This is a genomic window from Williamsia sp. 1135 (assembly GCF_002095395.1).
GTDB lineage: Bacteria > Actinomycetota > Actinomycetes > Mycobacteriales > Mycobacteriaceae > Williamsia.
The window spans coordinates 21253-34923 of record NZ_MJEI01000101.1 but is presented as its reverse complement, the minus strand read 5'-3'; the positions used below and the strand labels follow the sequence as shown (position 1 = coordinate 34923).

The following is a 13671-nucleotide window of genomic DNA, read 5'->3' as shown; positions in this document are numbered from 1 at the left end:
GTTCAATATCCCGTATGGGAGATGCTGAGCGGGGCGAGTCCGAGCACAAGCACGAACGTCCGCCGGGCGCCCTGGATCTCGGTGTCCAGGCTGCGCTGCGGTCGTGGAAGCTGTGGATTCTGCCGTTGGCGGTCGTCATCGGTGTGATGGGACTGCTCGGCGGGATGTACATGGCGCCCGTCGTCAATCCACAAGAGCACCTGACCGACTATCCGATCGTGATCGTCAACGACGACGTCGGGGCGCCGGAACCCGGTGGCGGTGCGGAGCAGAACCTCGGCACCCAGCTGGTCGACGGTTTCAGGAGCAGCGTCGAGAAGCAGTATCCCGGGAAGTTCGACCCCGAGGTGGTCGACCGGAACACCGCACTGACCCGCCTGGACAACGCGCAGGCATACGGCGCCATGATGATTCCGAGCGACTTCAGCGCGTCGAGCTTCGCCTTCCTCGGCTCGGCCATCGGCAACGACAAAGTCGCTCAACCGGTGATCGAGGTGCTGACCAATCCGGGGGTCGGTGCCATCGCGAACGAGATCACCGCGACCTTCTTCACCCAGGCGATGCCGCAGTTGAACGAACAGTTCGGGCAGCAGCTGACCGCGGCACTCACCGCGCAGACCGACGCGGCGGGCGTGACGATCACCGGGGCTGGTCTGACGGCCATCGCGAACCCCATCGACGTGCAGGTCAGCGCGGCGAATCCACTGCCCGACAACGCCGGTAGCGGTCTGACGGCCTTCTACTACGCCCTGCTGCTGATCCTGGCGGGTTTCACCGGCACCATGATCATCCAGACCATCATCGACGGGCGGCTCGGATTCGGCCCCATCGAGTTGGGCCCCGTCTACGAACTCCGAAAGCGCATACCCATCTCCAGGCTGGGGACGCTGGTGGTCAAGTGGTGGACCGTCTTCCTGGTCGCGTTGATCGTGTCGGCGCTCTTCGTGGGGATCTGCACCTGGGTGGGCATGTACACCCCGAACAAAATGGCGCTCTGGATGTTCGGGGTGCTGGTCATCACCGCGGTCGGTGTGATGGCGACATCGATCATCGCGATCTTCGGCAGTGCCGGACTGATCATCAATCTCGTGTTCTTCGTGATCCTGGGACTGCCGACCTCCGGCGGCACCGTGCCGCTGGAAGCCGAAGCCGGATTCTTCCGCGGACTGGCCGTGATCGAACCGCTGCATCAGGCGTTCATGGGTGCCCGGTCGATTCTCTTCTTCGACGCCAACGCCGCTGCCGGTCTGGGCAACGCCCTGATCATGTTCTCGATCTTCGTTGTGGTCGGGCTGGTGATCGGTCCGATCGCCTGCATCTTCTATGACCGTAAGGGTCTGATCCGGCGGCCACCGGAGCCGGTGGCAGCGCCCGCTCATGCCGCGGACGCCTGAGGACGCATGTCGCGGACCACTTCGTCGGTGGTCGGTGGAAGAATGACCCGGTGAGGTTGTATCGGGATGAGGCAGTCGTGCTTCGCCAGCACAAGCTGGGGGAGGCCGACCGCATCATCACGCTGTTGACCAAGGAGCACGGTCTAGTCCGCGCGGTCGCCAAGGGTGTGCGGCGTACCCGCTCGAAGTTCGGGGCGCGCCTCGAACCGTTCGCCCACGTCGACGTCCTGCTGCATCCGGGCCGCAACCTCGACATCGTCACGCAGGTCTACAGCCTCGACACCTTCGCCTCTGCCATCGTGTCCGACTACGGCCGATACACCACGGCGTGCGCGATCCTGGAAACCGCGGAGCGGCTCGCCGGAGAAGAGCGGGCGCCGGCCGCCCGGCTCCAGCGACTGACGGTTGGCGCGCTACGGGCGGTCGCAGGCGGCGAGCGCCCCAAAGAACTCGTCCTCGACGCCTTCTTGCTGCGGGCAATGGATTTCGCCGGCTGGATGCCTGCCCTGGAGAACTGCGCACGCTGCGGCGATCCCGGGCCTCACCGCGCTTTTCACGTCGCCGTCGGTGGAGCGGTCTGTGTGCATTGTCGACCTCCCGGTGCGGCCACTCCGTCACCCGGGGTCCTGGATCTGATGGATGCGCTCTACCGTGGCCAGTGGGAACACACCACCGAGGTGACCGAGTCGGCTCGTCGGCAGGCCAGTGGCCTGACCGCGGCGCATCTGCAGTGGCATCTGGAGCGCCAACTGCGCACGCTGCCGCTGATCGAGCGCGAGGCGCCGCACCGCGGTCTCACCTTCTCCGGTGTGAACGCCGACACCGGAAGGAAGGACACACGTGATCCAGCGACGGCGCAACACGGCGCGGCAAGCTGAACCGGTAGTACGTCAGGTTCGGCCGCCCGATCCACACCCATCCGGCGCGCGTCCGCCTGCCATCCCGGCCGAGTTCGTGCCCAAGCACGTGGCATTGGTGATGGACGGGAACGGTCGCTGGGCAACCGACCGGGGTCTACCCCGCACCGAAGGGCACAAACGTGGCGAGGCGGTCCTGATGGACGCCGTCTGCGGTTGTATCGAACTCGGGGTCGGATGGCTGTCGGCCTATGCGTTCTCCACCGAGAACTGGAGCCGAAGCCCGGATGAGGTGAAGTTCCTGATGGGCTTCAACCGCGATGTCATCCGCCGTAGGCGAGACGAGATGAACGAGATGGGTGTCCGGGTCCGCTGGGCGGGCCGTCGGCCGAGGCTGTGGCGCAGTGTCATTCGCGAGCTCGAGGTTGCGGAGGAACTCACCAAGGACAACACCGTGATGACTCTGACGATGTGTGTCAACTACGGCGGCAGAGCGGAGATCGCCGACGCCGCCAAGGAGATCGCCCGCAGGGCTGCTGCGGGCACCCTCGACCCCGAGCGGATCACCGAGGCGTCCTTCGCGCGCTACCTCGACGAACCCGACATGCCCGACGTCGACCTGTTCCTGCGACCGTCGGGGGAGCAGCGGATCTCCAACTTCCTGCTGTGGCAGTCCGCGTACGCCGAAATGGTGTATCAGCACAAGCTGTTTCCCGACTTCGATCGTCGCGACCTGTGGGAGGCCTGCATCGAGTACGCCAGTCGCGACCGACGCTTCGGCGGGGTACCGGGGTCGTCCGGTGGCTGATGTCGACGACGGACCAGGCCTGATCGCTCGCACGGCGGCGATGCTGTCCACGCAGATGTCGGTACAGTCCGGCGAGGACGACTCGCTGACGGTGTATCACCAGGGCACCGTCGTCTCGATACGTGCGCTGGCGCTCGCTCCCGGCCTCGAGGTGCTGTCGCTGACCCAGGTACTGGCCTGGGATCTACCCGTCACCGAACAGTTGCGAACCGACGTCGAGGCGGCCTCGAGTGCGTCGAACTTCGGGACGATCAAACTCGCTGTCAACGAGGTGACAGCGGATGTGCTGCTGCACTACACATTTCCTGCCAGCACACTCAGCGACGAAGCCCTGGCCACGATGCTGCTGATGGTGCTAGGTGCAGGTGCCGATGTGGGTGTGAGCATCCGCGGCTAGCTGTCATCGGAAGAGCACGATCAACGCCTAGGCGCAGGAGTTGCAGCGCCCGAAGACCTCGACGGTATGACTGATCTCGGTGAACCCGTGTTCGGCGGCGACGTCGATCGCCCATTTCTCCACGACATCGGCCTGGACTTCGACGGTGTTCCCACAGAGGCGGCAGACCAGATGGTGGTGATGATGTCCGGTGGAGCAGTGCCGGTACAGGGACTCGCCGGAGTCGGTGCGCAGTACGTCGACCTGGCCGGCATCGGCGAGAGCCTGCAGGTTGCGGTAGACGGTGGTGAGCCCGATGGACTGTCCAGCGGCCTTGAGATTGTCGTGCAGATCTTGCGCCGAGCGGAACTCTTCGCTGCCAGAGAGTAATTCGGCGATCGCACTGCGCTGCCGGGTGGAACGCACCCCGGTCACCGGCCGCTGTTGCGTCTCCGAACTCATGACTTCGGCTCTTCATTGGCGTGAGCGATGGCGTCGGTGACGATGTGGGCGAGGTGGTCGTCGACGAGCGTGTAGAGCACCTCACGACCTGAGCGCTGCCCCTCGACGACGCCGGCGGACTTCAGGACCCGCAGGTGCTGGCTGATCAGAGGTTGCGGCACCGACAGGGCCCCCACCAACTCGTGGACGCACCGGCCGCCGGTCAGCAGCTCCAGCACGATCGCGATCCGGACCGGGGCGGACAACGCCCGGAGGAGATCGCCTGCAGCATCGAGGGCTTTCTTGTCGACGGCAGCCGATCCCGAGACATTGGTCGGCGGTTCGCTGTGGACTGGCTGTGGGGTCACGAGCACTCCAGAATGGGAACTGTTTGATCGAGCGGGCTGTTGGCAACCATTTTCATATGCGTTCGGCGCTATGTCAAACGCGCCCCCGCGTGCCCTGCTCGCGGCAAGTGTCCGGCGGGCGGAAGGCGCGCCCACGGGGACCGATAGGCTGGGCCCGTGGCAGGCAAAACCAATCTCGTGGATTCCGTTGTCAACCTCTCGAAGCGCCGGGGGTTGGTGTACCAGTGCGGCGAGATCTATGGCGGTACGAAATCGGCGTGGGACTACGGCCCCCTGGGCGTCGAACTCAAGGACAACATCAAGAAGCAGTGGTGGCGCAACATGGTCACCTCGCGCGACGATGTCGTGGGACTCGACTCGTCGGTGATCCTGCCCCGCCAGGTGTGGGAGGCCTCCGGGCACGTCGAGACCTTCAGTGACCCCTTGGTGGAATCGCTGCACACTCACAAGCGCTACCGTGCCGATCACCTGATCGAGGCGTACGAGAACAAGCACGGTCACCTGCCGCCCAACGGCCTGGCCGACATCAACGACCCCGACACCGGCCAGCCCGGCTCGTGGACCGAACCGCGTGCGTTCTCCGGTCTGCTGAAGACCTTTCTGGGCCCCGTCGACGATGAAGCGGGACTGCACTACCTGCGTCCCGAGACCGCGCAGGGCATCTTCATCAACTTCAAGAACGTGATGACGACGGCGCGTAAGAAGCCGCCGTTCGGCATCGGCCAGATCGGCAAGAGCTTCCGGAACGAGATCACCCCGGGCAACTTCATCTTCCGGACCCGTGAGTTCGAGCAGATGGAGATGGAGTTCTTCGTCAAGCCAGGTGACGACGAGGACTGGCACCAGTACTGGATCGACTACCGCCACCAGTGGTACGTCGACCTGGGAATCGACCCCGACAACCTGCGTCTGTTCGATCACCCCAAAGAGAAGCTCTCGCACTACTCCAAGCGCACGGTCGACGTGGAGTACCGGTTCGGATTCGCCGGTGGCGAGTGGGGCGAGCTCGAGGGTGTGGCCAATCGCACCGACTTCGACCTCAGCACCCATATGAAGCACTCCGGTGAGGATCTGTCGTTCTTCGATCAGGCGTCCGGCGAGAAGTACGTGCCGTACGTCATCGAACCGGCTGCGGGCCTGACCCGATCGCTGATGGCATTCCTGTGCGACGCATACACCGAGGAACAGGTTCCGAATGCCAAGGGCGGCACGGACTCCCGCACGGTGCTGAAACTGGATCGACGGCTGTCGCCGGTCAAGGTCGCGGTCCTTCCGCTCTCTCGCAACGAGCAGCTCTCGCCGAAGGCGAAAGACCTGGCAGCGGAATTGCGGAAGTACTGGAACGTCGACTTCGACGACGCACAGGGCATCGGTAAGCGGTATCGCCGCCAGGACGAGGTCGGCACGCCGTTCTGCGTCACCGTCGACTTCGACACCCTCGACGATCAGGCCGTCACGGTCCGCGAACGCGACACCATGACGCAGGAACGGGTGGCGCTCGACAAGGTCGTCGAGTACCTGGCACCGCGACTGATCGGCTGCTGACATAGGGCACCGCTGCCTATGATCGCTGTAGGCAACGGTGCCTTGTCGAGTTGGGAGCGCTCATGAATGCAGTTCTGAAGTCCCTGTCCGAAGATGAGTACGTGCTGATTCGGGAGACCAAGAAAAAGCAGCTGGCCGATCTCGACGAAGAGCGATTGATCAAGCTCCACACCAGGGTTCGACGGGCTCGCAACAAGCACGTGACCAACTACCGCCAGGCCGGCGCCGCGAAGGTCGCCAAGAAAGGCGGCAGGGGCGCCGCTCGACCCGCCAACAAGCACAACGCCGCGAAAGCGGAGGCCTTCGAGGCGGCCCTGGGTCGGGTGAGCAAGCGGCTGAGCACTGTTGCCAAACGCAGTGCCGCTGAACTCAAGGACGCGCGGCTGAAGGCGGCGAGTGGGAAGTCGACGAAGTCGAGCTCCGGCGCCAAGGGGCAGGGCAAGGTCATCTCCGCAGGCAAGGACCGGGTCGATGCCACCCGCAAGTCGTCAGGACGCAAGAAGCACGAGGCGTCGTCGAAGGCGGCAGGCAAGCGTCGGCAGGCCAAGAAAGACAACCGGTAACCAGCCTGTCAGCGGGTCTGGTCCGGCCCGCTCGCCAGGTGAACTGTCTCAATTCAGTCAAGTCTGGGATACTCGGCATTCGTAGTAAGTCGTCGGGTCGCGCATGGGGTGTGGCCAGCAGTGGCGGCGAGAGAGTGGGTAAATCGTGTCCGTGAGTGGAAAGATCGTTCATTTCGATGCCAACAAGGGCTTCGGATTCTTGGCACCCGACGCCGGTGGCTCGGATGTCTTCCTGCACATCAATGACATCGACATCGACGAGCATTCGCTCAAGCCCGGTGCGGCAGTTGAGTTCGACATCGAAGAGACCGACCGTGGTTCCAAAGCGGTCAATCTCGTCGTGACGGGTGGAGCCCCGGCCGGTGCACCCGATCGTCCGCGGCGTACCGAAGGTGCTCGCGACGGCGGACGCCCGGATCGTCGACATGATGATCGCGGCAGCGCCCGTGACGACCGTCGCAAGCCTGCTCGCAGCGGCGACGCGGCAACACTCGACTCTGGCACGTTCTCCGAGGAGATCACCGAACTGCTCCTCGATGCCTCTGGCACTCTGACGGCGTCGCAGATCCTTGCGATCCGGCAACGCGTCACCGACTTCGCCATCGCCCGGGGTTGGGTGTTTGACTGACCGTCCGGTGACCGACGTGTCTGCGGGATCGCCGCCGCAGGTCCTTCGCGCCGAGTATGACGAGTCCGACGTCGAGCGGCTCGTTCCCGAGGGTGCGAAGGTCGCGGGGTTGGCAGGTACCCGAAACGACTACCGCAGCGCTTTTGCGCGCGACCGCGCGCGGGTGTTGCATTGTGCTGCGCTGCGTCGTCTCGCGGACAAGACCCAGGTGGTCGGCCCACACGAAGGCGATACGCCGCGTACCCGGCTGACCCATTCGCTCGAGGTCGGGCAGATCGGTCGCGGTATCGCGATCGGCGTCGGCTGCGACCCCGACCTGGTCGATCTGGCCGGGCTCGCACACGACATCGGCCATCCGCCCTACGGACACAACGGCGAACGTGCACTCGACGAGGTCAGCACCGACTTCGGCGGGTTCGAGGGCAATGCGCAGAATCTGCGCATCCTCACCCGTCTGGAGCCGAAACTCCTTGATGAGCACGGTCGCAGCGTGGGACTGAATCTGACCCGTGCGTCACTCGACGCCACGCTGAAGTACCCGTGGACCCGCCCGAAGCCGGGTGCCAAGTTCGGTGCCTACAGCGATGATTCGGAAGTGCTGGCCTGGATTCGAGGCGGCCGTACCGACACCAGGCAATCGCTCGAATGCCAGGTGATGGACTGGTCCGACGACGTCGCCTACTCGGTCCATGACGTCGAAGACGGCGTGATGGCCGGACGTATCGATCTGCGGAGTCTCGGTGCTCGTGCCGAGCAGCGCGATCTCGCTGCGGTCGGGGTGAAGGAGTTTCCCGGTCTCGAGGAGAACGTCCTCATCGAGGCTGCCGCGCGACTCTGGGAGATGGAGATCGTGCACGACGTCGGCGATTATGACGGCACCCTGACCCGACTGGTCGCGCTCAAACGTCTGACCAGTGAGTTGGTCGGCCGCTTCGCCTCGGCGGCGATCACGATGACCCGGCGCGAGGCGGGGGAGTGTGGGATCAGTCGTTACCAGGCGGACCTGGTCATCCCGCCGATGGTCGCGGCCGAGGTCGCCGTCCTGAAGACTCTGGCGCTGCGTTTCATCTTCTCCGATGCCCGGCATCGTGCCCATCAGGCGCGCCAGCGGGACCGTATCCACCGCGTCGCCAACTGGTTGCTCCATGCCGCGCCTGGCGGGCTGGATCCGCTGCTGGTACCCGACTGGCATGCGGCCGGGGACGACGCCGCCCGGATGCGGGTCATCATCGACCAGATCGCATCGATGACCGAAGGCCGCCTCGAACGGATGGATCGGCAGAGCATGGGTGCCTCCGCGCACCTGGGCTAGCCCGATTTTGGTGGCTTCTGGCGACTGTTTCCGCAGGTCGCGCTCGCCAAAAGCCACCACTTTCGGGGATGCGGGACAGTGGTCGGACGGCGGCTAGACTTGAGGTGTGGCAGGCCGAATTCCCGATCGTGACATCACGGCTATTCGTGAACGCGCGCACATCGAGGAGATCGTCGGCGAATACGTGGCGCTCCGCAAAGCGGGTGCCGATTCCCTCAAGGGCCTGTGCCCGTTCCACGACGAGAAGTCGCCGTCCTTTCACGTGCGTCCCAACCATGGGCACTTCCATTGCTTCGGATGCGGCGAAGGCGGCGACGTCTACACGTTCCTGCAGAAGGTCGAGCACGTCAGCTTTGTCGAGGCCGTCGAACAACTGGCCGACCGCGTCGGCTACTCGATCAGCTTCGAAGGTGGTGGCACCAGCGTTGCCCGCGACCGAGGGACCCGGGCCCGCCTGGTTGCCGCGAATGCCGCAGCGCAGAAGTACTACGCAGAGCAGCTCTCCACTCCCGAGGCGCAGACCGCCCGCGACTACCTGACCGAGCGTTCCTTCGACGGCGCGGTGGCGTTGAAGTTCGGCCTGGGCTACGCGCCCGCCGGCTGGGACAAGATGACCAAAGCACTGCTGGCCCAGGGGTTCGAGTTCGCCGAGCTCGATGCGGCCGGCCTCTCCAAGCAGGGGCAGCGTGGCCCGATCGACCGGTTCCACCGTCGGCTGCTGTGGCCCATCAAGAACCTGGGCGGCGACATCATCGGTTTCGGTGCCCGCAAACTCTTCGACGACGACAACATGGGCAAGTACATGAACACCCCGGAGACGATGCTGTACAAGAAGTCTCAGGTGCTGTTCGGGCTCGACCATGCGAAGAAGCACATCGCCAAAGGGCACCAGGCGGTGGTGGTCGAGGGATACACCGATGTGATGGCCATGCATCTTGCAGGGGTCACCACCGCAATAGCGTCGTGCGGTACCGCGTTCGGTGAAGATCACCTCGCGCTGCTCCGGCGTTTGATGATGGACGACAGTTACTTCCGCGGCGAGGTCATCTATACCTTCGACGGTGACGACGCCGGAAAAGCCGCCGCGCTCAGAGCCTTTGAAGGTGAACAGAGCATCGCCGGACAGACGTTCGTCGCCGTCGCGCCCGACGGGATGGACCCGTGTGAGCTACGTCAGAACCACGGCGACGCCGCGGTTCGCGATCTGATCGCGCGCCGCATCCCGATGTTCGAGTTCGCGGTGAAGGCGCTGCTCGGCAACTACGATCTCGACACCGCCGAGGGGCGTGTGCACGCGCTGCGTGAAGCGGTGCCCGTGGTGGCCCGCATCCGCGACGTCGCGCTGAGGGACGAATACGCCCGGCAACTGGCCGGCTGGGTGGGCTGGGACGAAGTGGCGCAGGTCCTCAAACGGGTGCGCGAAGAGGCAGGCAAGCAGGCAAGGAACGCTCGCTCCGGCGGACCCGACACCTCGAAGTCACGGGACCGCCGGGTGCAGTCTGTAGAGCCGGCCGCCCCCGTCGTCGATCCCGATTCCAAGACCCCGACGGTGCTGCGACCCCGCCCCTCGGATCCACGGCTGTGGCCGCAGCGTGAAGCGCTCAAAGCCGCGCTGCAGTATCCGGCCATCGCCGGCACCGTGTTCGATTCACTGCCCCCTGAGTGCTTCACCGAGCCCGCTTACCAGGTCATTCGCGAGGCGATCGCGACTGCAGGCGGCACCGGTGCTTCTCACGGGGGAGCGCAGTGGGTCGACAGCGTCGGCCAGCTGGTGGAAGGCGCTGTGCTGGAGTCGTTGATGACCGAGTTGGCGGTCGAGCCGATGTCGGTGTCGGAGTACATGATTCCGAGGTACATCGGTAGCGTCCTGGCACGGCTGCAGGAGGTCTGGGTCGGCTCGCAGATCGCGGACCTCAAATCGAAGCTGCGGCGGATGTCTCCCGGTGACGACCCCGATGCCTACAACGCGTTGTTCGGCGATCTGGTGGCACTTGAGGCCTACCGCCGTAGCCTTCTCGAACTGGCCGTGGGCCCGGACGAGAACACCGGCTAGTTCGATCAGTTGTTGCGGCTCTCCTCGGGGCCGAGCACCGTGGTGGCGTCATCGATCTCCCGCAGCTCTGTCAACTTGGGCTGGGTGCTGAGTTTCTCGGACAGCTTCTGCCTGCCGACGTCCACGGCCTTTTTGGTGGCGGGTGACTCTGCGACGGACCGGTAGGCGCGATTGATCTGCTCGTAGCGCTTGCGCCCTGCTTTTGCCCCGAGGACATAGCCGACGCCGAGGGCGGCGAGGAATCGAACCATAGGGACTCAGGCCTCCAGTGCTGTACGGAGCGGACACCGACGTGGCGCCCGCAAATGTGGTTTCCCCATCCTGCCTGATCGAAACCGGAAGTGCGGAATCTACCCTGCTAGCGCCCCCGCCACCAGCGCGATTTGGCATGGGACCGCCCCTATGCGCTAAAGTCATTCACCGGCCCCAGGGTCAGATATTCCCCCATAGCTCAATTGGCAGAGCTTCCGACTGTTAATCGGACGGTTACTGGTTCGAGTCCAGTTGGGGGAGCAAGTATTACCAGCGTAACGGCACTTTCCGGAAGATCGGAAGGTGCCGTTTCTGCATCTACCCATCGCTTACCGATCGGATGCCCGGCCGCGGGTGGGCAGTGGCGAACGTCGGGTGGCGAGCCCGGAACTCGCTTATGGTTCTCCTGAGGTCACGACTCATCCGCGGTGGGTGAGCCACCCGACCGAGAGCTCTTCCAGGTTCAACACGTAGCTTCCGGAGGGTAAACAGTTGAGGTCAGAGACAGCGTCGCCGCCACCGATTCCGCAGTGGAGCATGCCGCGCGGGGTCATCGTCCTGTTGGCCATCGCCGCGTTGGTTGTGACGGTCGCCGGGATCAAGAGCTTCTCCGGGGTAGTCGGCCCGACATTCCTTGCACTGATGCTCACCGTGGCGGTCCACCCGCTCCCGGGTTGGTTGCGCCGCAAAGGGTTTCCTGGCTGGCTTGCGCTGCTCACGACGCTGCTCGCCGTGTGGGGAATCCTCGTGGCGCTGGTGCTCTCGCTGGTGTACTCGGTCGCAAGGTTGTCGACGATCCTCCCGCAGTACAGCGACAAGTTCGATGACATCGTCAACGACCTACAACAGACCCTGAAAGACCACGGCATCGGATCCGACCAGATCCACAAACTGCTGTCGAATGTCGATTCGTCGAAGGTGATCTCCATCGTCAGCGACATCGTCGGCAGTGCGCTCGGTGTCTTCTCGAACCTGGTGTTCGTCCTGGTGCTCCTGCTATTCATGACGGTCGACGCGATCACCTACGACAAACGTATGACCATCCTCGGCAACATGCGCCCGGACGTTGTCAGCGCGTTTCAGGGCTTCGCGTCCGGCACCCGTACCTACCTGATCGTGTCGACGATCTTCGGCCTCATCGTTGCCGTCTTGGATGTCGGGGTCCTGTGGGCGATGGGGATACCGCTGCCGTTCCTCTGGGGGCTGCTGGCGTTCATCACCAACTACATCCCCAACATCGGATTCGTCATCGGCCTGGTGCCGCCGGCCCTACTCGCCTTGCTCGACGGTGGCTGGGCGCTGATGCTGTGGGTGATCATCATCTACTCCGCCATCAACGTGATAATCCAATCCATCATCCAACCCAAGTTCGTCGGCGATGCCGTCGGATTGTCGGTGACCCTGACGTTCTTGTCGCTGGTGTTCTGGGCGTGGGTGCTCGGCCCACTCGGCGCCATCTTGGCCATCCCGCTGACGCTGATGTGCAAGGCGCTGCTGATCGACATGGATCCCGCGACCCGGTGGGCGGATGTGTTGCTCAGTGATGCTCCGCCCAAGGACGACCCATCGCCGCCCGATGACAGTGCCGACAAGGCCGACGGCGAGGCGCCGCCAGGCGATGCCCTCGCCAAACCGGTGTAGGGCCGGTTTCGCGGCGGTCGGCTCCGCTCGGTAGCATCAGCGAGGTTTGTGGCGGTCACCCGCCATGACTGGGGCGGTAGCTCAGTTGGTTAGAGCCGTGGACTCATAATCCATTGGTCGCGGGTTCGAGCCCCGCCCGCCCCACTCGTGTCGGCCGGCGACACTTCCTCCGACATCGGTGAGTTCCTCCCGTTGCAGTCGGAGGATGTGGCGAATGTCGGAGGATGTGCGACGTCCTCCGACTTCAGTGGGCCGATGCGCCCCGATCCATCTGGAACCGGGGAGTGGGTTGCGCGGCACCGGTCACCAGATCGGCGATCATGCTGCCGATGAGCGGCGCGAACTTGGCGCCGTGACCCGAGCACGTCGCTGCGACGACAAGCGGACCACTGCGGTCGAGGATGAAATCACCGTCGGGGGTCATCGTGATCAGGCCGCTGGATTCGGCGAGAGGCGTCGGGTCCAGGGCGGGCATCCATTCGGACACGTAGTCGACGACAGCCTGCCGCTGTTCGTCGGTGATGCGTTGGTCGCGCACCTCGGTGGTGGTGACGTCGCCGTCGTGGAAGCACCCGACCTTCATGGCGGGCACCGGAACATCTGATCCTGATGGCATGCCATACATCTGCTTGCCGTTCTTGTGGACAAAGGTGGGGAGCGAGTCCTCGCCCGGTCGCAGTGCGAAGTGAAAAGTCTGCTGCTGTCGAATCGTCAAGGGCGGCAACACCGGCTCGGAATTTCCTGCGAACTCGGCAACGGCGGAGGAGAAGTCGGGTAGCCACGCGCCGGTGGTCAGGACCGCGAAGTCGGCGATGATCTGATCGCCGCCGGAGCTGTGGAGGGCGACTTCGCCGCTGGGTGCCACGTTGGCGTCGACGACCCTTGTCATCGGCATGATCTCGGCGCCCGCGGCGGCGGCCAGCGACGTCGTCGCGACGATGGTACTTTCCGGATCGAACACACCAGCACACGTGTGAAATATCGCGTCTGTCTCGAATCGCATTCCCGGCCAGCGTATCTCGGCCTGTCGAGCGGATAGGAGTTCATTGGGTACCCCGTGCGCGGTCATCAGGGATGACAATGTCTCGGTGTCGTAGTCCGGACCGTGATCGATGCCGCCGGTGCCGGTCAACAATTGCGTACCGGACTCGTCCTGCAGTCGTTGCCACTGCTCGAGGGCGAGTCCGGTCATCGCCGCGTACAACGGATCGGCATAGGCGCGCCGGAAGCTGCGCGACCGGCCGTGTGAGCTGCCGTGGTCGTGTCCGACCTCATAGGCCTCGAGAACGGCGACGGTCAACCCCCGCGAGGCCAATTGCCAAGCGGCGCATGACCCCATCAGTCCGGCACCGACGATCGCGACGTCAACCCGGTGAATGCTCATCGAGACAGATCCCACTCTGTCTGTGATGTGCCCATCGAAATCCCCACCC

Annotated in this window: 14 protein-coding genes and 2 tRNA genes; 12 read left to right on the top strand and 4 right to left on the bottom strand. The window is 64.4% G+C overall.

Annotated elements, in window-relative coordinates:
* The first annotated feature begins 14 nt into the window (after nucleotides 1-14).
* The 4 genes from BFL43_RS19775 to BFL43_RS19760 are packed head-to-tail and all read left to right on the top strand — an operon-like array spanning nucleotide 15 to nucleotide 3456.
* Nucleotides 15-1394 (top strand): DUF3533 domain-containing protein, encoded by a 1380-nt coding sequence (locus BFL43_RS19775; RefSeq protein ID WP_084894192.1) that lies wholly within the window; start codon nucleotides 15-17, stop codon nucleotides 1392-1394.
* Nucleotides 1395-1444: 50 nt separating this feature from the next.
* Entirely contained in the window at nucleotides 1445-2272 is an 828-nt protein-coding gene (gene recO, locus BFL43_RS19770) for a DNA repair protein RecO (protein ID WP_084894191.1), read from the top strand.
* Nucleotides 2238-3059 (top strand): isoprenyl transferase, encoded by an 822-nt coding sequence (locus BFL43_RS19765; RefSeq protein ID WP_206186718.1) that lies wholly within the window; start codon nucleotides 2238-2240, stop codon nucleotides 3057-3059. The genes recO and BFL43_RS19765 overlap by 35 nt, the downstream gene beginning before the upstream one ends.
* Entirely contained in the window at nucleotides 3052-3456 is a 405-nt protein-coding gene (locus BFL43_RS19760) for a hypothetical protein (RefSeq protein WP_240498369.1), read from the top strand. Before BFL43_RS19765 ends, BFL43_RS19760 begins: the two co-directional genes overlap by 8 nt.
* 27 nt (nucleotides 3457-3483) lie before the next feature.
* Here the strand turns inward: BFL43_RS19760 and BFL43_RS19755 are convergent, their stop codons facing one another.
* Both BFL43_RS19755 and BFL43_RS19750 read right to left on the bottom strand, forming a co-directional pair.
* A complete protein-coding gene (locus BFL43_RS19755; protein WP_084894189.1) occupies nucleotides 3484-3897 on the bottom strand; it encodes a Fur family transcriptional regulator in 414 nt (137 codons plus the stop codon).
* Nucleotides 3894-4244: a metalloregulator ArsR/SmtB family transcription factor gene (locus BFL43_RS19750; protein WP_084894302.1), complete on the bottom strand. Its 351-nt coding sequence runs from the start codon at nucleotides 4242-4244 to the stop codon at nucleotides 3894-3896. Before BFL43_RS19750 ends, BFL43_RS19755 begins: the two co-directional genes overlap by 4 nt.
* Nucleotides 4245-4400: 156 nt before the next feature.
* On the opposite strand from BFL43_RS19750, the gene BFL43_RS19745 reads away from it, so the two are divergent.
* The 5 genes from BFL43_RS19745 to dnaG all read left to right on the top strand — a co-directional run bounded on the left by BFL43_RS19745 (nucleotide 4401) and on the right by dnaG (nucleotide 10345).
* A complete protein-coding gene (locus BFL43_RS19745) occupies nucleotides 4401-5789 on the top strand; it encodes a glycine--tRNA ligase (protein ID WP_084835336.1) in 1389 nt (462 codons plus the stop codon).
* Nucleotides 5790-5851: 62 nt separating this feature from the next.
* Nucleotides 5852-6352, top strand: a complete 501-nt coding sequence (locus BFL43_RS19740; RefSeq protein ID WP_084894188.1) for a hypothetical protein — start codon at nucleotides 5852-5854, stop codon at nucleotides 6350-6352.
* Nucleotides 6353-6497: 145 nt separating this feature from the next.
* Nucleotides 6498-6980, top strand: coding sequence for a cold shock domain-containing protein (locus tag BFL43_RS19735; RefSeq protein ID WP_084894187.1), 483 nt, complete (start codon nucleotides 6498-6500; stop codon nucleotides 6978-6980).
* 16 nt (nucleotides 6981-6996) lie between these two features.
* Nucleotides 6997-8292 (top strand): deoxyguanosinetriphosphate triphosphohydrolase, encoded by a 1296-nt coding sequence (locus tag BFL43_RS19730; protein WP_240498383.1) that lies wholly within the window; start codon nucleotides 6997-6999, stop codon nucleotides 8290-8292.
* 106 nt (nucleotides 8293-8398) lie between these two features.
* Nucleotides 8399-10345 carry a DNA primase gene (gene dnaG, locus BFL43_RS19725; RefSeq protein ID WP_084894185.1) on the top strand — a complete coding sequence of 649 codons (1947 nt, stop codon included), beginning with the start codon at nucleotides 8399-8401 and terminating at the stop codon, nucleotides 10343-10345.
* A 5-nt stretch (nucleotides 10346-10350) separates the two neighbouring features.
* On the opposite strand, the gene BFL43_RS19720 is transcribed toward dnaG, so the two are convergent.
* On the bottom strand, nucleotides 10351-10596 hold the full coding sequence (locus BFL43_RS19720) for a hypothetical protein (RefSeq protein ID WP_084835331.1): 246 nt from the start codon (nucleotides 10594-10596) through the stop codon (nucleotides 10351-10353).
* A gap of 189 nt (nucleotides 10597-10785) precedes the next feature.
* Between BFL43_RS19720 and BFL43_RS19715 the strand changes: the two genes are divergently transcribed.
* The 3 genes from BFL43_RS19715 (at nucleotide 10786) to BFL43_RS19705 (ending at nucleotide 12382) form a co-directional block, all read left to right on the top strand.
* A tRNA-Asn gene (locus BFL43_RS19715) sits at nucleotides 10786-10858 on the top strand.
* A 276-nt stretch (nucleotides 10859-11134) separates the two neighbouring features.
* Nucleotides 11135-12238, top strand: coding sequence for an AI-2E family transporter (locus BFL43_RS19710; protein WP_084894184.1), 1104 nt, complete (start codon nucleotides 11135-11137; stop codon nucleotides 12236-12238).
* Between the two features lie 70 nt (nucleotides 12239-12308).
* Nucleotides 12309-12382: transfer RNA gene (locus BFL43_RS19705), tRNA-Ile, on the top strand.
* 100 nt (nucleotides 12383-12482) lie between these two features.
* Here BFL43_RS19705 and BFL43_RS19700 read toward each other — a convergent pair.
* Nucleotides 12483-13622, bottom strand: coding sequence for an FAD-dependent oxidoreductase (locus tag BFL43_RS19700; RefSeq protein ID WP_084894183.1), 1140 nt, complete (start codon nucleotides 13620-13622; stop codon nucleotides 12483-12485).
* Nucleotides 13623-13671: the final 49 nt, after the last annotated feature.